General features: G+C 68.3%; 19 protein-coding genes. 16 read left to right on the top strand and 3 right to left on the bottom strand.

Translation table 11 applies throughout. The annotated features are described in order from the left end of the window. Positions 1-871, top strand: an 871-nt coding sequence (locus tag ACT53R_RS04935) for a hemerythrin domain-containing protein (protein ID WP_476170723.1), incomplete at its 5' end; no start/stop codon positions are given. Positions 872-1,084: 213 nt separating this feature from the next. Then, positions 1,085-1,924: a DUF3050 domain-containing protein gene (locus tag ACT53R_RS04930; RefSeq protein ID WP_476170722.1), complete on the top strand. Its 840-nt coding sequence runs from the start codon at positions 1,085-1,087 to the stop codon at positions 1,922-1,924. Between the two features lie 55 nt (positions 1,925-1,979). On the opposite strand, the gene ACT53R_RS04925 is transcribed toward ACT53R_RS04930, so the two are convergent. Both ACT53R_RS04925 and ACT53R_RS04920 read right to left on the bottom strand, forming a co-directional pair. Beyond that, positions 1,980-2,585, bottom strand: coding sequence for an acyl-homoserine-lactone synthase (locus ACT53R_RS04925; RefSeq protein WP_476170721.1), 606 nt, complete (start codon positions 2,583-2,585; stop codon positions 1,980-1,982). A 266-nt stretch (positions 2,586-2,851) separates the two neighbouring features. Beyond that, positions 2,852-3,604, bottom strand: coding sequence for an autoinducer binding domain-containing protein (locus tag ACT53R_RS04920; RefSeq protein WP_476170720.1), 753 nt, complete (start codon positions 3,602-3,604; stop codon positions 2,852-2,854). Between the two features lie 273 nt (positions 3,605-3,877). Between ACT53R_RS04920 and ACT53R_RS04915 the strand changes: the two genes are divergently transcribed. The 4 genes from ACT53R_RS04915 (at position 3,878) to maiA (ending at position 6,923) form a co-directional block, all read left to right on the top strand. Continuing rightward, entirely contained in the window at positions 3,878-4,627 is a 750-nt protein-coding gene (locus ACT53R_RS04915) for a 2OG-Fe dioxygenase family protein (RefSeq protein ID WP_476170719.1), read from the top strand. Positions 4,628-4,726: 99 nt separating this feature from the next. Then, complete coding sequence (locus tag ACT53R_RS04910) at positions 4,727-5,710, top strand: fumarylacetoacetate hydrolase family protein (RefSeq protein ID WP_476170718.1); 984 nt, start codon at positions 4,727-4,729, stop codon at positions 5,708-5,710. After that, entirely contained in the window at positions 5,707-6,270 is a 564-nt protein-coding gene (locus tag ACT53R_RS04905; protein WP_476170717.1) for an NADAR family protein, read from the top strand. The genes ACT53R_RS04910 and ACT53R_RS04905 overlap by 4 nt, the downstream gene beginning before the upstream one ends. Then, positions 6,267-6,923 (top strand): maleylacetoacetate isomerase, encoded by a 657-nt coding sequence (gene maiA / locus ACT53R_RS04900; protein WP_476170716.1) that lies wholly within the window; start codon positions 6,267-6,269, stop codon positions 6,921-6,923. Before ACT53R_RS04905 ends, maiA begins: the two co-directional genes overlap by 4 nt. Positions 6,924-7,001: 78 nt before the next feature. Here maiA and ACT53R_RS04895 read toward each other — a convergent pair whose 3' ends face one another. Next, a complete protein-coding gene (locus ACT53R_RS04895; RefSeq protein WP_476170715.1) occupies positions 7,002-8,132 on the bottom strand; it encodes a PilT/PilU family type 4a pilus ATPase in 1,131 nt (376 codons plus the stop codon). A 45-nt stretch (positions 8,133-8,177) separates the two neighbouring features. Between ACT53R_RS04895 and ACT53R_RS04890 the strand changes: the two genes are divergently transcribed. The 10 genes from ACT53R_RS04890 to ACT53R_RS04845 all read left to right on the top strand — a co-directional run bounded on the left by ACT53R_RS04890 (position 8,178) and on the right by ACT53R_RS04845 (position 17,963). Next, positions 8,178-8,729 (top strand): DUF4398 domain-containing protein, encoded by a 552-nt coding sequence (locus ACT53R_RS04890; RefSeq protein ID WP_476170714.1) that lies wholly within the window; start codon positions 8,178-8,180, stop codon positions 8,727-8,729. Further along, the gene (locus tag ACT53R_RS04885; protein ID WP_476170713.1) at positions 8,726-9,415 is read left to right on the top strand and encodes a hypothetical protein; all 690 of its coding nucleotides are present in this window, start codon (positions 8,726-8,728) and stop codon (positions 9,413-9,415) included. The genes ACT53R_RS04890 and ACT53R_RS04885 overlap by 4 nt, the downstream gene beginning before the upstream one ends. Before the next feature lie 485 nt (positions 9,416-9,900). Continuing rightward, entirely contained in the window at positions 9,901-10,119 is a 219-nt protein-coding gene (locus ACT53R_RS04880; protein ID WP_476170712.1) for an HP1242/YdcH family protein, read from the top strand. Positions 10,120-10,284: 165 nt separating this feature from the next. Beyond that, positions 10,285-11,685: a pyridoxal-phosphate dependent enzyme gene (locus ACT53R_RS04875; RefSeq protein ID WP_476170711.1), complete on the top strand. Its 1,401-nt coding sequence runs from the start codon at positions 10,285-10,287 to the stop codon at positions 11,683-11,685. Positions 11,686-11,846: 161 nt separating this feature from the next. Beyond that, positions 11,847-12,488, top strand: coding sequence for a CmcI family methyltransferase (locus ACT53R_RS04870; protein ID WP_476170710.1), 642 nt, complete (start codon positions 11,847-11,849; stop codon positions 12,486-12,488). A gap of 85 nt (positions 12,489-12,573) precedes the next feature. Continuing rightward, the gene (locus tag ACT53R_RS04865; RefSeq protein WP_476170709.1) at positions 12,574-13,746 is read left to right on the top strand and encodes a cystathionine gamma-synthase; all 1,173 of its coding nucleotides are present in this window, start codon (positions 12,574-12,576) and stop codon (positions 13,744-13,746) included. Positions 13,747-13,753: 7 nt separating this feature from the next. Next, complete coding sequence (locus tag ACT53R_RS04860) at positions 13,754-14,587, top strand: ABC transporter permease (protein ID WP_476170708.1); 834 nt, start codon at positions 13,754-13,756, stop codon at positions 14,585-14,587. Beyond that, positions 14,577-15,950, top strand: coding sequence for an ABC transporter ATP-binding protein (locus tag ACT53R_RS04855; protein ID WP_476170707.1), 1,374 nt, complete (start codon positions 14,577-14,579; stop codon positions 15,948-15,950). The genes ACT53R_RS04860 and ACT53R_RS04855 overlap by 11 nt, the downstream gene beginning before the upstream one ends. 31 nt (positions 15,951-15,981) lie before the next feature. Beyond that, complete coding sequence (locus tag ACT53R_RS04850; protein WP_476170706.1) at positions 15,982-16,569, top strand: methyltransferase domain-containing protein; 588 nt, start codon at positions 15,982-15,984, stop codon at positions 16,567-16,569. Next, the gene (locus ACT53R_RS04845; RefSeq protein ID WP_476170705.1) at positions 16,566-17,963 is read left to right on the top strand and encodes a class I SAM-dependent methyltransferase; all 1,398 of its coding nucleotides are present in this window, start codon (positions 16,566-16,568) and stop codon (positions 17,961-17,963) included. Before ACT53R_RS04850 ends, ACT53R_RS04845 begins: the two co-directional genes overlap by 4 nt.

Raw genomic sequence — 17,963 nt, 5'->3', positions numbered from 1 at the left:
CCGGCTTCCCTCACAGGAAGGGCATCGTTTCATGACCAAATCCTCTCAGATTTGGTCCGGTTTGCTTAGGAATTACCTTTTTTTTGCGCACTTTCCGGTTGCGTCGCATGGGTGCGGCCGGCATCCCCGGCATCCGGTGCCCGTCGGCCCACGCAGGTGCCGCGCGTTTCATTTCGGTAATGCGACGGGATACCGCCATGGTCCGGCGCACAGTCACGCTTTGCGCATCTTTTTTCGCATCGACGGCGAACCTGTAATTTCTTACAGGTACACGGCGGCGTATGGACGCGGATATGTTCGTCGGGTCGGCGGCATGCCGACGGTTCATTCGACAGGGGATGTTGTGTTCGATTTTCTCAAGAAGTGGCTCGGGGGCGGGCAGGGGCCCAGATCGCGTGCATTGCCGCAGGGTGCCCCCACGTTTGAACAACGCCGTGCGGGCGGGCCGATCGGCTACGACCCCGATCTGGTGCCTTCGCTGAAGCGCGACCATGCGGACCTGGTGAAGCTCTACGGGGCCATCGGGGACTTGGCGCAGCAGGGCGATTTCCAGCAAATCCCGCAAATGCTCAATGCCTTCAAGGTGCACCTCGAAGGGCACCTGATCGCCGAGAACGTCCGGTTCTACAACTACGTCGAGAACGCCATGCAGGGCGACGCCGACAGCACTGCGCTCGTGCGCAGCTTCCGGCGCGAGATGAACGCGATCGCGCGCGGCGTGGTGGATTTCGTCAAGAAGTACCAGATCGGCAACTTCGATCAGGAGACCCGGGAGGCCTTCATGTCCGACTACCAGGTGGTCGGCGGCCTGCTGGCGCAACGCATCGAACGCGAGGAGAGCAGCCTCTACCCGCTGTATTCCGCGCGATAGCGATCGGGCGTCCGCGGCATGCGGACTCCGGATCGTGCACAAGGTCAGGCGAGACAGGGAAGGCTCGCCGGGGGCCGCCGCAGGTGTGCGGCGGCAAGATGGGACCGCTGTCGGCGAGGCCGGCGGCGGGAGGTTCGGGCGGGCCAGGAAGGTCGTCGTCCGGCATTTTTTTCCCGATGTTGTTCACCGCTAGTGCCCGATCAAGGAGAACGTATGAAAAAGGAAGCGGATGCCACACCTCAGGACACCATCCTGACCCCGGCCATGCGCCGGGTGCGCCACGAACTGGAAACCCACCCGGTCTTCGCGGAGATCGACCGCATCGAGGCCTTGCGCGCTTTCATGCAGGTGCACGTGTTCGCGGTCTGGGACTTCATGTCCCTGGCCAAGCGCCTGCAGCGCGACCTCACCTGCGTCGAGTTGCCGTGGATGCCGCCGGCGGATCCCGTGGCGGCGCGGCTGATCAATGACATCGTCCTCGCCGAGGAAAGCGATGTCGATGCCCAGGGGAATCCGGCAAGTCATCTCGATCTCTATCTCCAGGCGATGCGCGACGTCGGTGCGCCGACCGCGCAGTTCGAAGGTTTCCTCAACGCGCTGCGCGGCGGGGCGACGCTGGAAGATGCCTTCGAGGCGATGGACGTTCCCGCCTTCGTTCGCGATTTCGTCGGTCACACCATCGGCACCGCACTGCGCGGCAGCACCCTGGAGACCATGGCCAGCTTCTTCTACGGCCGCGAGAACGTCATCCCGGTGATGTTCCAGAGCCTGCTCGATCGCTGGGGGCTGAGCGAAGGCCACGCGCCCGGGTTCGTGTACTACCTGCAGCGGCACATCGAGCTCGACGGCGACACGCACGGTCCGGCCGCGCATCGCCTGATCGAGGCCGAGCTGGCGCGCCGCGCGGACGGTCTGCAGGAGGCGCGCGATTCCGCGACCCATGCGCTGCAGGCGCGTCGTGCGCTGTGGGACGGTGCCGCCACCCAGCTGCGGGCGCTGCGCGAAGGCAAGATCGCGAGCCTGCCGAAGCGCAAGGCGCAGGCTGCCGCCTGACGCTCGCTCCGATCTCCCCGCTGTGCGCCGGACGCGCACAGCGGGAGACCGGCTCTCACGCTGCGCGCTGGACACCGGCCGCCTGGCCGGGACCGACCACCCGCAGGTTCTCCGCCACCGGCATGCGGAAGGCGAGGCTCATCACCTCGCCGATGCGTTGCGGTGGCCCGAGGCGTTCGACCACCAGGCCCAGGTGCCGCAACAGGCGTTCGACCGGCGCGCTGGTGACGCCGACGAGCGTCTCGACCTGCCGCGCACCTGAAAAGCGGAACATCTCCGCCAGCATGCCCGCGGCGATCGCACCGAATCCGAATCCTTCCCCCGATGCGCGCGGATCGATCGCGAACCGGCTCACTTCCCAGATCGCGGGCGATGCCGGTGCGCGCCCGTTCTCGATGAGGAACGGGAAGATGTCGCGCAGCATGTTCGGTCCGGTGGTCGGCAGCAGCCGGCAGCAGCCGAAGGCGACCGACGCGTTCTGGTGGGCGATGAGGTAGTGCGGCCCGATCAGGTCGAACCAGTCGTGTTCACGGCCGTGTTCGACATGGACGCTCCAGCGCAGACGTTCGTGGAACACGGCGCAGCGCAGGCGATACATGCTGTCCAGAAGCGGTGCGCCCAGGCCGGGTTCGCCGGCCCGCCCGATGACGATGCTCGTCATGGTGTCTCCTCGTGTGGTGGAAGGAGACTTCAGTGGGCATAAGGCCTGTCGCTTCTTGCAGCTGAAGGACCTTACAGGTTGACGCAGGTCCGGTCGCGTTGACGATCCCGACACGGATGCGTCGGAAAAAATTCCAGAAACGGATCATTCCGGCATCAAACCGGCATCGCGCTGACATCCATCATTCGATGTCGACGGAAAACAAGAAGTGGTTGTTGCGCGAATTGCGCGAAAACGCGCAGGCACGATGCCGTCCGTGCAGCGCTTCAGGCGCGCTGGGAGACGATCAGCCCGAGCGAGATCGCGCGTGCGATCGCCGCCTGGCGGCCGCTGACGCCGAGCTTGTGAGTGGCGTTCTGCAGATGGAAGATCGAAGTGCGCTCGCTGATGTTGAGCAGTTGCCCGATTTCCCAGCTGGTCTTGCCTTCCGCCGCCCAGGACAGGCATTCGCGCTCGCGTCGGGTGAGCGCCGGCAACGGCGCGGGCGTGCGCGTGCGCAGGAACTGGCGTGCGGCTTCGTGCACGAAATGCGACAGCAGGTGCAGGTCCGGCAGCATTGCCTCGAAATCGCGCGCGCTGAGGGCGCGCGAGGAAAACGACATCAACCCCCACGACACGCCGGGTCCGTGCAGCGGGACGCTCACGCCCTGGCGCAGGCCGAATTCACGCGCTTCGCCGAACAGGTGCCGCACCCGTTGCAGGTGCGGGTCGAGGATCCGGCGATGGTGCAACTGCGCTTCTTCCCACGACACCGGCGTGGCGTGGTCGTGGCAATGGCTGATCACCGGATCGATGCCGATGTAGTCCATCGTGAAGTAGTGCGTCACCCACTCTTCGGGGTACGTGCCCAGGCGCAGCTGGTCGGGGTGTTCGTTCACCAGCGGCAGGTCGACGGCGTAGAACCAGTAGTCGATGCCGAGCGGGCGGATGACGCGCTCGATGCGGGCGCTGAGCACTTCGGTGTTCGCGGCATCGGCGAAGCCACGCATGGTGTCGATGTCGATCGGCGTCCTGCTCATGATCCGTCCCGTAACACCTTCGCCATGACGGCGGTGCGTGTTCAGGCAAGAGCCGCGGAGACGCTGCGCAACGCAAGCGCGGGCCGTCCCCCGGTCATGCCCGATCTTCACGATAAAGTAACAGGCTTGTCGTGTTCTGCGAACCCGGACGTCGCGCTGCAAACGATGTAACGTCCATGATTCGCGGTGATCGCGATCGCAAAACGCGACTCGATCGGTTTTGTCTATCGTTCCCGTTCGCGTGATCCCTCCTCCGTTGTCCCGGATGTCTGCATGGTTGCCCTGTTTTCCGCTCCCTACGCGCCAGCCGAGGCGCTCGCCGAACGCTTGATCGCCCACGGCTATGCCGTCTTCTCGCCGGAGTCGGTCGCGGCCTTGTGCGACGTGACGCCGACGGCGCTCGATGCGCTGGTGTCGTCGTGGGACGACCTGCCGCCCGACGAGTACCTGCGCGATGGCGGACGCTATCGCCGTCGTCGCCATGGTTCCTTCATCGTGGGCCACGACGGCGTCATGCAGGCGCCGCATCGCGCGCACTACCAGTCGCTGGACTACAACGCGCTGCATGGTGGCCTGCAGCGCTGGTTTGCGCCGATCACGCCGGAGATCGTCGCGGCGCCGGCGTTCGTGCAGCTGATCGCGAACCTCGGCGCACGGCTGCGTGACGTTCGTGCCGTCGATCCGTGGTACGTCGAGGCGCACCAGTTCAGGATCGACACCACCGACGGCATCGGTCGGCCCACGCCCGAGGGCGCGCATCGCGACGGCGTCGATTTCGTGGCGGTGTTCCTGGTGGCGCGGCATGCGATCCGCGGCGGCGAGACCCGCGTCTTCGACGCCCACGGCCCCGACGGCCAGCGCTTCACGCTGGATCGCCCCTGGAGCCTGCTGCTGCTGGACGACACCCGGGTGATCCACGAGTCCACGCCGATCCAGCCGGCCGGCAGCGACGGCGCGGGGCATCGCGACACGCTGGTGCTGACCTTCCGGGCAGGCGGCTTCCAGAGCGAGGGCGGGGATTGAACGTCTGCCCGGTCAGTGCCTGTCCGGCCGGAGCGCGACGCCCGGCGCGGGCAATCAGTTACAATTGAAACCAATTCACAGCATCCGACCGAGGTCCCGATGAAGCTGGGTTCCCTGAAGGAGGGCGGCCGCGACGGCACCCTGATCGTCGTCTCCCGCGACCTGACCCGCGCCGTGCGCGCCGACGGCATCGCGCCGACGCTGCAACGGGCGCTGGAGGACTGGTCGAACGCCGCGCCGCGCCTGAACGCGCTGTCCGAGGCGCTGAACGCCGGCACCGCCGAGGGCGCGTTCGATCTCGACCTGCAGGCGCTGGCGGCGCCGCTGCCGCGCGCGTACGAGTTCGTCGACGGCTCGGCTTACCTGCCGCACGTCGAGCGCGTGCGGCGCGCCCGTGGCGCCGAGGTGCCGGAGAGCTTCTACGTCGATCCGCTGATGTACCAGGCCGTGAGCGCCGGCTTCTACGGCCCGCGCGACCCGGTGCGGGTGCCGAGCGAGGACTACGGCATCGATCTGGAAGCCGAGGTCGTGATCGTCACCGACGACGTGCCGATGGCGGTGACGCCCGCGCAGGCGGCCGAGCACATCCAGCTGGTCGGCTTGGTCAACGACGTCTCGCTGCGCAACCTGATCCCGAACGAGTTGGCGAAGGGTTTCGGCTTCCTGCAGTCCAAGCCGCGCTCGGCGCTGTCGCCGGTGTTTGTCACCCCGGACGAGCTGGGCGATGCCTGGCAGGACAACAAGGTCCACCTGCCGCTGGTCACGCACATCAACGGCACGTGGTTCGGTGCGCCGGAGGCCGGCGTCGACATGCAGTTCGACTTCGCCCAACTGGTCGCGCACGCCGCGAAGACGCGTCCACTCACCGCGGGCACGATCGTCGGCTCGGGCACGGTCGCCAACCAGGACATGTCGCTGGGCGCGTCCTGCTTCGCCGAGAAGCGCACGGTCGAGACGCTGGAGACCGGGAAGCCGATCACGCCGTTCATGTCGTTCGGCGACGTGGTGCGGATCGAGATGCGCGCCCGCGACGGTGCGGACATCTTCGGCGCGATCGAACAGCGGATCGAACGCCCGGCGTGAACGCGCTGCCGGCGGACCTCGACGCCCTGCGCGCCCGGGTCGCCGCCGGCGAGGCGTTCCGCTACCTGTGCTTCTGGGGTCATCGCGGCCGCGCCGACGGTGCGCCGTCCGCGGCCTGCTTCAGCCAGTGGTTCCCGGCACCCTTCGTCGTCGACGGCCTGCGCTACGCCACCGCCGAGCACTGGATGATGGCGGAGAAGGCGCGGCTGTTCGGCGACGAGGCGGCGCTGGCGAAGGTGTTCGCGAAGGACGATCCCGCCGCCGCGAAGGCCGCCGGCCGCACGGTGCGCGGCTTCGACGAGGCGATCTGGCAGCGCCGCCGCTTCGGGATCGTCGTCGCCGGCAACCACGCGAAGTTCGGCCAGCATCCGGCGCTCGCGGCGTTCCTCGCCGGCACCGGTGACCGCATCCTGGTCGAGGCCAGTCCGGTCGATGCGGTGTGGGGGATCGGGCTTGCCGCCGACGACCCCGGCGCGCATGATCCGGACCGATGGCGGGGCCTGAATCTGCTGGGCTTCGCGTTGATGGACGTGCGTGCAGGGCTCGGAGGGCAGGCATGAACGATCGGTTGAAGCTGTACGGCTACTGGCGCTCCAGTGCCGCCTACCGGGTGCGCATCGCGCTCAACCTCAAGGGCCTGGAATACGATCAGGTGCCGGTGCACCTGATCCGCGACGGCGGCGACCAGCATCGCCCCGAATACGCCGCGACCAATCCGCAGCGCCTGATTCCCGTGTTGCAGCATGGCCAGCGCATGATCCGGCAGTCGCTGGCGATCATCGAATACCTCGACGAACTGTGGCCCGATCCGCCGCTGCTGCCGATCGCCCCGCGCGAACGCGCCCGCGCCCGCGCGCTGGCGCTGCTGGTCGCCTGCGACATCCATCCGCTGAACAACCTGCGCGTGCTGCAGTACCTGGAGCGCGAATACAACGCGCCGCTGTCCGAGCGCGAGGCGTGGATCCGGCACTGGATCGAGGACGGCTTCGCCGCGTTCGAGGCGCTGCTGGTCGAGGACCTGTCGCGCGGCGAGTACTGCGAGGGCGAATCACCCGGCATCGCCGACTGCTGCCTGATCCCGCAGGTCTACAACGCGCGCCGGTTCGGCGTGAACCTCGATCCGTACCCGAACATCCGCCGCATCGAGGCCGCCTGCCTGGCGCTGCCGGCGTTCGACGCGGCGCGGCCGGAACTGCAGCCCGACGTGGCCTGATCTTCGTCCGCGTGCCGCCGTGCAACGCAAAACGCCCCGGTCTCCCGGGGCGTTTTCGCGTCGCCGGACGGGCCGGCGTCAATGCTGGAACGAGGACGTGCCGTCGCCGCTCTCGAACGCCACCGCGTAGGGATCATGCTCGGCGCCAGCGCCTTCGGACAGGCGGAACTTCAGGGCCAGACCGTCGCGCGAGTCGGCCGCGCGCAGCGCTTCTTCCATGCTGATCTTGCCTTCCTTCGCCAGCCGGAACAGGCACTGGTCGAACGACTCCATGCCTTCCTCCAGCGTTTCCTCCATCGCCTGCTTGATCTCGTGCACCTGGCCGCGGCGCAGCAGGTCACGGATCATCGGCGTGTTGATCAGCACTTCGACCGCGGGCAGGCGGCGGCCGTCGGTGCCGACCACGAGGCGCTGGCTCACCACCGCCTTGAGGTTCAGCGCCACGTTCATCAGCACGTTCTTGTGCGCGCTTTCCGGGAAGAAGTTGAGGATGCGCTCGATGGTCTGGTCGGCGTTGTTGGAGTGCAGCGTCGCCAGGCACAGGTGGCCGGTTTCGGCGAAGGCGATCGCGGCCTCCATCGTCGTCGCATCCAGGATCTCGCCGATCAGGATCACGTCCGGCGCTTCGCGCATCGCGTTCTTCAGCGCGTTGTGGAAGGCGTGGGTGTCGAGCCCGACCTCGCGCTGGTTGACGATCGACTTCTTGTGCCGGTGCAGGTACTCGATCGGGTCCTCGATGGTGAGGATGTGCCCGGCCGCCGTGGTGTTGCGGTAGTCGATCATCGACGCCAGCGTGGTCGACTTGCCAGAGCCGGTGGAACCGACGATCAGCACCAGCCCGCGCGGGGCCATGATGACGTTCTTGAGCACCTGCGGGAGCTGCAGCTCCTCGATGCTCGGGATCACGCTGCGGATGGCGCGGATCACCATGCCCACTTCGCCGCGCTGCTTGAACACGTTGACGCGGAAGCGGCCGGCATCGGCCAGCGACAGCGCCATGTTGAGTTCCAGGTCGCGTTCGAAGTCGGGCACCTGGCCCTCGTCCATCAGCGAATAGGCGATCTTCTTGACCATGCCCGGGGGCAGGCCGGTGTTGCCGAGCGGGTACAGCTTGCCTTCGACCTTGATGTGGACCGGCGCGCCGGTGGTCAGGAACATGTCCGAGGCGTTTTTGTCCGTCATCAGCTTGAGGAAATAGCCGATGTCCATCGATGAACCTCCCCCGTGACCGTTGAGCCGTGACTGTTGGATGACTTGCCGTCGCCGCTGCCGGGCGCCTGCGTTGCAACGGCCGGAAGGGGTGATGACAATGAGGCGGTCGCGACGACCGCTTTCCGGGTCGAAACCGAGACCGTGTTCACACCCAGCCCCGGCCCGCACCCCATGCCCGCAAGCTTCGCACAAATGTCGCGCGTCCCGCAGCACCCGCGAAGGCTTCGCGATTTCCGCATTGCGGCATCGCTTGTGATCGCGCTCACGCTTCCCGTCATCGGTGTCGCGAAGACACCGCCACCGACGGTCGACATCGATGCCGCGCAGGCCGCGGTGCTGCGTGCCGAGCGCGCGGATGCCGACCAGTACGCGAGCGACGCCCTCCAGCGCGCCCGGGCCGCATTGTCGGCCGCGCAGGTGGCGCTGAGCGCGCGCAAGAACGACGACGCCATCGCGCAGGCACGCCTCGCCGCGGCCGAAGCCGACTACGCCCACGCCCGCAGCCGCGAGACCGCGCAGCAGGAAGAACTCGCGCAGCGTCGCAACGAGATCGCCGAACTGCGCCGTCGCCTGGGCATGGAGGTCGCACCGTGATCGCGCGCCACACCCTGTCCGCGGCGTTGCTCGCGCTGTCGCTGGCGACGTCCGCTTCGGTTGTTTCCGCTGCGGAACCCGATCCGGATGTCGTCGCGTTGGCGCAGCGATTGCAGGCGATCGACACCGATGCCCAGCGCAATGCCTTCGCTGCCTACGAGCGATTGCAGGCGCGGACAGCGGTGCAAGCGCTGCAGGACGCCAAGCGGAAGCAGCGTCCGCTGATGTTGCAGATCGCGCGGATGCGGGTCGAGACCGCGGAGATCGCGGCACGCACCGAGGCCGGGCGCACCGCGCTGACGCAACTGGAGACCGAGCGCAGCGAACTGCTGGTCGAGGCCAGCCGTCGCGATGCCGAGCGCGCCCGCGCCGAGGCCGAGCGCTTGCGGGTGGAGGCGCAGATCCGCGCCGAGGAAACCGAGCGCCTGCGCGCCGAGGTCGAGGCCGAGTCCCGCAGCCGCCAGGAGGCGGAGGGCCTGCTCGACACGATGACCGCCGACGAGACCGAGAAGCTGCGGCTGGCCAAGGAGCGCGAGGCCGAACTCGCTCGCCAGGAAGCCGCGTTGAACGCGGGTTCATCTCCGAAGCCGGGGGCCGCCCCGAAGCCCGCCAACGCCGGCAAACCCAAGCCGAAGCCGAAACCGAAGCCGGCCTCGCGGCCGAAGCCAAAACCCGCGTCCGGGTGACACCGGAAACCCCGGCCTTCCGGGAAATTGACCCATTGAATCAATGGCTTGGCTGAAGATGGCCAGGCCCTTCGCTGGGCGTTCCCGGCAGCCCGCAGGCGGCGCCGGAAAAGATGATCCGGGCGCTTGCCGGGCGGGGGCGGGAGGCGTAGTGTCGGAACTCCGGAGGCCCGTTCGCTTCCGGAGGAGTCGCGGATTCCAGATGTTCCCGAACGACGTCCATCAGGAGACTGCCGCCGCAAGCCGGGCGGTCGCGGATGCCCCCGACGGGGGTATCCGCCGCGTGGTTCCGCGATTCCCGCATGCAGCGCCCCGTGCCTTCGCCGGCCGGGGCGTTTTCGTGTCCGGCCCCCGGCGACCTGCCGGTCGGTCGGCCCTCGCTCCCTCTCCCCCTGTACCGGATTTCCCCGTTTCGTTTGACCACGTCCCCACCCGTGGCCCGGTCGTCGTGGCCGGGCCCGTCATTCCCTCGTGAGGAGGATTCCATGTTCGAAGGGCAACCCCAGATCGAAGTCGAAGCGCTGATGAAGGCCAACACCGAGTTCCGCCAGCTGTACCAGCGCCACAAGGAGCTGGACAAGCAGGTGCTGGACGCTGAGCTCGGCGTGCTGCCGGTGGACGACACCCGGCTGGCCCAGATGAAGCGCGAGAAGCTCGCGGCGAAGGACCGTCTGACCCGGATGTACGACGAACTGCACCACTGAGGCAGTCCGGTCCGTCCGATCCGTCCTCAGGCGGATCCGCGGGCGGCGACGGGGCAGGGCCGAGGCGCCCGCCCGTCGTCGCCCGCAGGCCGGGAACGCCGGCCACCCGTCCACCGCGACGGCGATGCGATAATCCGGCCTTTCCTCCAGCGAGCCGGTGCCGGCATGTCGAAGTCCCCGTCGAATCCCCCCGCGGTCCGTGATTCCGTCCTCGAACTGATCGCCGACACCCCGATCGTCCGCGCGCACCGCCTCGACGCGGGCGTGTGCAACCTCTTCCTCAAGCTCGAAAGCCAGAATCCCGGCGGCTCGATCAAGGACCGCATCGGCCTGCGCATGATCGAGGCCGCCGAGCAGCGCGGCGACATCAAGCCCGGCGACACGCTGGTCGAAGGCACCGCCGGCAACACCGGCATCGGCCTGGCGCTGGTCGCCCAGCAGAAGGGCTACAAGCTGATCCTCGTCGTCCCGGACAAGATGAGCCGGGAGAAGATCTTCAACCTGAAGGCGATGGGCGCCGAAGTGGTGCTCACCCGGTCGGACGTGGCCAAGGGCCATCCCGACTACTACCAGGACATGGCCAAGCGCATCGCCGACGAGACGCCCGGCGCCTACTTCATCAACCAGTTCGGCAATCCCGACAACCCCGCCGCGCACGAGCACGGCACCGGCCCGGAGATCCTGGCGCAGATGGCCGGCGTCGGCGGCCTCGACGCGATCGTCTTCGGCTGCGGCAGCTCGGGCACGATGAGCGGCCTCTCGCGCTGCTTCGCGCAGCATTCGCCGCACACCGAAATGGTCCTGGCCGACCCGGTCGGTTCGATCCTCGCCGAATACATCAACGAGGGTACGCTCAACGAGAAGTCCGGCAGCTGGATGGTGGAAGGCATCGGCGAGGATTTCCTGCCGTCGATCTCCGACTTCAGCCGCGTGAAGCAGGCCTTCGCGATCACCGACAAGGAAAGCTTCCTCGCCGCGCGAGAACTGCTGCGCTGCGAAGGCGTGCTCGGCGGTTCGTCCACCGGCACGCTGCTGGCCGCCGCGCTGAAATATTGCCGCGCACAGACCGTGCCGAAGAACGTGCTGGTGTTCGTGTGCGACACCGGCAACAAGTACCTGTCGAAGCAGTACAACGATTACTGGATGCTGGACAACGGCTTCCTCGCCCGCGAAAGCCACGGCGACCTGCGCGACCTGATCCTGCGTCCGTACAACCGCCGCGACACCGTGGTGGTGGGGCCGCGCGACCTGCTGGTCACCGCCTACCAGCGCATGAAACTCTACGAGATCTCGCAGCTGCCGGTGATGGACGGCGACCGCATCGTCGGCATCCTCGACGAAAGCGACGTGCTGCTGCATGTCTACGGCGACGAAAGCCGCTTCCGCGACCCGGTGTCGACGGCGATGGTGAGCAAGCTCGACATCCTCGACGTGCGCTCGCCGGTCGAGGCGCTGCTGCCGGTGTTCGACCGCGGCCACGTCGCCATCGTCATGGACGGCGACCTGTTCCTGGGCCTGATCACCCGGATCGACTTGCTGAACTGGCTGCGCCGCCGCGTTCAGTGACCGCCCCGGGCCGGTCCGACCCCGATGCTACAATCCGCCCCGTTTTCGCGGGCCGGATGCCTTGCGGCACCTCCGGTCGGCGGCGGGGCGGCCGGGCTCGCGCAGCCTCCGCCCGGCGCCCGGCAGCGGCCGACTCACCTTTGACCCGGATTGCGAAGTTCATGAGTCTCCACCTCGAATCCAGCCTCGCCACGCCCCTCGGCGACGTGCTGGAGATCATGCAGAAGCGCATCATCGACGGCCGCACCACCTACTTCGGGGTGCAGACGCAGAAGAATCCGCTGGACCTGTGGGTCTACCAGGAACTCATCGTCGCCCGTCCGCCGGACGTCATCGTCGAGATCGGCAACAAGTACGGCGGCAGCGCGCTGGCGCTCGCGCACCTGCTCGACCGCCTCGGCCATGGCCGCATCATCGCCATCGACATCGATCACACGCCCCTGCAGCCGGCCGCGAAGGCGCATCCGCGCATCACCTTCCTCGAAGGCGATGCCTGCGCGCTCGTCGACCAGGTCAAGGCGATGATCCCGCCCGGTGCCGAAGTGCTGGTGATCGAGGACAGTTCGCACACCTACGACAACACCCTCGACGTGCTGCGCGCCTATTCGGATCTGGTCCGCCCGGGCGGCTATTTCATCGTCGAGGATTCGATCTGCCACCACGGCCTGGACGTCGGCCCGTCGCCTGGCCCGTTCGAGGCGATCGAGACGTTCGTCGACGAGAACCCGGCGTTCGAGATCGACCGCAGTCGCGAGTCGTTCCTGATCACCTGGAATCCCAAGGGTTATCTGCGCAGGCGGTGATCCGCCGCCGCGGGCGCGCGATCGCGACCGCGATGCATCCACTCAACGACTGCGGCCCGCGTGCCGCGACCAAGGAAACCACGGCATGAGCGTTGACCACGATCGAGAGCAGCAGTGGGGCCCCGGCACCCGCGCGATCCATGCGGGGCAGTCGCCCGATCCCAGCACCGGCGCGGTGATGCCGCCGATCTACGCGACCTCGACCTACGCCCAGAGCAGCCCGGGCGTGCACCAGGGCTTCGAGTATTCGCGCACCCACAATCCCACGCGCTTCGCCTACGAGCGCTGCGTGGCCGGGCTGGAAGGCGGTACCCGCGGCTTCGCCTTCGCCTCCGGGTTGGCGGCGACGTCGACGATCCTCGAATCGCTCGATACCGGCAGCCACGTCGTCTGCATGGACGACGTCTACGGCGGTACCTTCCGCCTGTTCGAGCGCGTGCGCCGTCGCAGCGCCGGCCTCGACTTCAGCTTCGTCGATCTCACTGATCCGGCCGCGTTCGAGGCCGCGATCCGTCCGGACACGCGCATGGTGTGGGTCGAGACGCCGACCAACCCGATGCTCAAGATCGTCGACCTGCGTGCCGTCAGCGCGATCGCGAAGAAGCACGGCCTGCGCATGGTGGTCGACAACACGTTCGCCTCGCCGATCCTGCAGCGCCCGCTGGAACACGGCGCCGACATCGTCATGCATTCGGCGACGAAGTACCTCAACGGCCACTCCGACATGGTCGGCGGCATGGTGGTGGTCGGCGACGACGCCGAACTCGCCGAACAACTGGCCTTCCTGCAGAACTCCGTCGGTGCGGTGCAGGGTCCGTTCGACAGCTTCCTCGCGCTGCGCGGCCTGAAGACGCTGCACCTGCGCATGAAGGCGCACTGCGAGAACGCGCAGGCCCTGGCCGAATGGCTGTCGACGCACGCCGCGGTCGAGCAGGTGATCTATCCGGGTTTGACCGCGCATCCGCACCACGCGCTCGCCGCGCGGCAGATGGACGGCTTCGGCGGCATCGTCTCGGTGCGCATCAAGGGCGGTTACGCCGGCGCGCAGCGTTTCTGCGAACGCACCGAACTGTTCACGCTCGCCGAATCGCTGGGCGGCGTGGAAAGCCTCGTGAACCATCCCGCAGTGATGACCCACGCGTCGGTCCCGGTGGAACGCCGCGCCGCGCTGGGCATCCATGACGACCTCGTCCGCCTCAGCGTGGGCGTGGAAACGCTGGACGACCTGCGCCACGACCTCGCCCACGCGCTGGCCTGAGCCCGCGATGCACGTCCACGCGCCACCGCCGGCGGACCCGGTCAGCCTGCTGACCGGCTTCTGGCGCGAACGCCGCCTGATCGGCCAACTGGTGCGGCGCGAGGTGCTGGGGCGCTACCGTGGCTCGTTCATGGGCGTGGCGTGGTCGTTCCTGTCGCCGATCCTGATGCTGGTGGTCTACACCTTCGTGTTCTCGGTGGTGTTCCAGGCGAAGTGGCCCGGGATGATGGACGCCGGCGGCAAGACCCGCTTCGCGCTGCTGCTGTTCGTCGGCGTGATCGCGCACGGGCTTGTCGCGGAGGCCATCACCAAGGCGCCGGCGCTGGTGGTGGGCAACGCCAATTACGTGAAGAAGGTGGTGTTCCCGCTGGAGACGCTGGGCTGGAGCCTGGTCGGCGCCGCGGCGTTCCATGCCGGCGTCAGCCTGCTGATCCTGCTCGCGGCGAAATGGGTGCTGGAAGGCTGGGTGCCGCTTACCGCGTGGTGGCTGCCGGTGGTGCTGCTGCCGCTGGGCTTCCTCGCGCTGGGCGCGGCGTGGCTGTTCGCGGCGCTGGGCGTGTTCATCCGCGACATCGCGCAGCTCACCGGCGTGTTCGCGACGGTGCTGATGTTCCTGTCGCCGGTGTTCTATCCGCTCGCCGCGCTGCCCGAGCAGTACCGCGGCTGGGTCGAACTCAATCCGCTGACCATCGCGATCGAGCAGAGCCGCGCGGTGCTGTTCGCCGGCACCGCGCCGGATCCGCTGCCGATGCTCTGGTTCTACGCCGGCAGCCTCGTGTTCATGGCGCTGGGCTACGCCTGGTTCCAGCTCACGCGCCGGGGGTTCGCCGATGTCCTCTGACGTCGCGCACGCCACCGCCGCACATGCACCGCGCGAACCGGCGATCGCCGTGTCCGGCGTTTCCAAGTGCTATCCGCTGTACGAGCGCCCCGAGAATCGCCTGAAGCAGGCCATCGTGCCGCGCCTCCAGCGCGCGCTCGGGATGACGCCGTCGACGTTCTTCCGCGAAGCCTGGGCGCTGCGCGACGTGTCGTTCGAGATCGCGCGCGGCGAGACGGTCGGCATCATCGGCCGCAACGGCTCGGGCAAATCGACGCTGCTGCAGACGATCTGCGGCACGCTCACGCCCACCGCCGGCCGCGTGGAAACGAGCGGACGCGTCGGTGCGCTGCTGGAACTGGGCAGCGGCTTCAATCCGGAGTTCACCGGGCGCGAGAACGTGCACATGAACGCGGCGATCCTCGGCATGTCGCCGCAGGAGATCGCCGCGAAGTACGACGCCATCGTCGCCTTCGCCGACATCGGCGAGTTCATCGACCAGCCGGTGAAGACCTACTCCAGCGGCATGTACGTGCGACTGGCGTTCGCGGTGATCGCGCACGCCGACGCCGACCTGCTGGTGGTCGACGAGGCGCTGTCGGTGGGCGACGTGTTCTTCGCCCAGAAGTGCATGCGCTTCCTGCGCGACTTCCAGAAGCGCGGCACGGTGCTGTTCGTCAGCCACGACGCCGCGGCGATCGTGAACCTCTGTGATCGCGCGATCTGGCTGGATCGCGGCCGGGTGGCGATGGACGGCCCGGCGAAGACCGTGTGCGAGGCGTATCACGCGAATTTCTACGGTCATGCGCCGGTCGCGGCCGCGGCGCCGTCGCCTGCGGTGCTCGCCGCGCACGACGAGCTCGACGGCGGTGATCCGGCGCTGGACGCGAGCACCGCCCGCGTCTTCGCCTTCGATCCCGCGCAGGCCGGCTTCGGCGACGGCCGCACCTGTATCGACGCGGTGCGCTTCGAGGATGCGTCCGGACAGCCGCTCGCGCAGGTGAGCGGCGGCGAAGTCGTGCGACTGGTGGTCGAGGCCCGCACCGACGCCGCGCTGGCCAGTCCGATCGTGGGCTTCTTCCTGAAGGACCGGCTCGGCCAGCAACTGTTCGGCAAGCACACCTGGCAGGAACATGCCCGGTCGGTGGACACGGTCGCCGGCGGCGCGCTGCGCGCGGTGTTCGAGTTCCGCATGCCCTACCTGCCGCGCGGGCGCTATACGGTCGATGTCGCGGTCGCCGACGGTTCGCACTTCGAGCATGTCCAGACGGCCTGGGTCTACGATGCGGTGGCGCTGGAGTCGGTCGCCAGCACGATTGTCTCCGGCCTGATCGGGCTTCCCTTCCGTTCGATTACGCTGGAAAGCCGCAGCGGCGCGCGTTGAGCGCCCCGGCCGACTCGCGCGAGGAATCGACTTGCACACCAGTTCCTACCAACACATGCAGCGCCTGGTGTCGACGCACCTCGATCGCGCGCAGGCGCTGCGGGTGATCGACATCGGCGCGTACGACGTCAACGGCTCGTACCGCACGCTGTTCGACGCGCCGGGCTGGCAGTACACCGGCATCGACCTGGAAGCCGGCCCGGGCGTCGACGTGGTGCTGACCTCGCCGTACCGGTTGCCGTTCGCCGACGCCAGCGTCGACCTGGTGATCTCCGGGCAGGCGTTCGAGCACGTCGAGTTCTTCTGGATGACCTGGCTGGAAATGGTCCGCGTGCTGAAGCCGGGCGGCCGCATCTTCCTCATCGCGCCCTCGCGCGGCCCCGAGCATCGCTATCCGCAGGACTGCTGGCGCTTCTATCCCGACGGCTATCGTGCGCTGGCGAAGTTCGGTCGCTGCGAGCTGGTCGACGTGTCCACCGACTGGGAACCGCACCCCGATCCGGGCAGCGGCCCGTGGGGCGACACCGTCGGCGTGTTCCGTGTCGGCCATCGCGGCTGGCGCGAGCGGCTCGCGCTGGCGCTCGTGCGCCGCGGGCTCGCGATGCAGGTGCGCGCATGAGCGACGCACGCCGCAGCGCGCTCGCGCTCGATGCCGGCATGTCGATGCGGCCGCGCCATGTGCCGCCCAGCGCGTGGACCGGCCACCTGCCGTTCGCGTTCTGGTCGGTGGAAGAAGCACGGCCGCGCGTGTTCGTCGAACTCGGCAGCCACAACGGCACGTCGTACCTCGCGTTCTGCCAGGCGGTTGCGCGCTGCGGGCTGGAGACGAAGTGCTTCGCGGTCGACACCTGGCAGGGCGACGAACATGCCGGCTTCTACGGCGAGGAGGTGCTGCAGGCGCTGGCCGCGCACCACGATCCGCTGTACGGCGCCTTTTCGACGCTGATGCGCATGACCTTCGACGAGGCGCTGGCGTATTTCACCGACGGCTCGGTCGATCTGTTGCACATCGACGGCCTGCATACCTACGAAGCGGTGAAGCACGACTTCGAGAGCTGGCGGCCGAAGCTGTCGCCGCGCGGCGTGGTGCTGTTCCACGACACGATGGTGCGCGAGCGTGGTTTCGGCGTGTGGACGCTGTGGGAAGAACTGCGCGCGCAGTACCCGGCGTTCGAGTTCCGGCACAGCCACGGCCTCGGTGTGCTGCTCGTCGGTGACGAGGCGCCGCAGGCGTTCCGAGAGCTCGCCGCGCTCGCCGGCACCGACGCCGAAGTGCCGGTGCTGCGCCTGTTCGAGGCGCTGGGCGCGCGGATCATCGCCGAGGCGCGGGCCGACGCCGTCGAAGGCCATCTCGCGCAGGCGCTGCAGGATGCGCAGAACGCGATGAAGGCGGCGGGCGAGGCCCACGACTACCTGGCCGGGCGCATCCGCACGCTGGAAGGCGAGCGCGACGCGCTGGCCGAATGCCGCGATGCCGACGCCGCGCAGCAAGCACGGCACGCCGCCGAGCGCGATGCGCAGGCCCATGCGTTCGCCGCGGAACGCACCGCGCTGGAGGCGCGGATCGCGACACTGACGAACGCCGCCGATGCCGCGCACGCGCAGGCGACGGCGCTCGACGCGGAACTGCGTGCGGCGCGCGAGATGCACGCGACGCTCGACGCCGCGCTGCAGCGCAGCGCTGCCGAACAGGAAACGCTGCGGGCGATGTTCGCCGCGTCCGAGCAGGCCGCCGCCGCGCGTGAGGTTGTCTTCGCCGCGAGCATCGACACGCTGCGCACCGCGCTGGCCGGACGCGAGGCCGATCTCGCGGCGCGCGATGCCGCGCTGGCCGAACACCGCGCGACGATCGCTGCGCGCGACGCGGCCCTGGCGTCGCACGCCACCACGATCGCCGATCGCGACGCCGCGCTGGCCGATGCCCGTGCGCAGATCGCCGCGTTGCTGGCCTCGACCAGCTGGAAGATCACCGCACCGGCGCGGTGGTTGTCCGGCCTGCTGCGGGGACGTTGA

It is taken from the genome of Lysobacter sp. DMC104 (assembly GCF_056313665.1).
The sequence above is the reverse complement of the archived record's forward strand: the minus strand, read 5'-3'. Positions and strand labels throughout refer to the sequence as shown.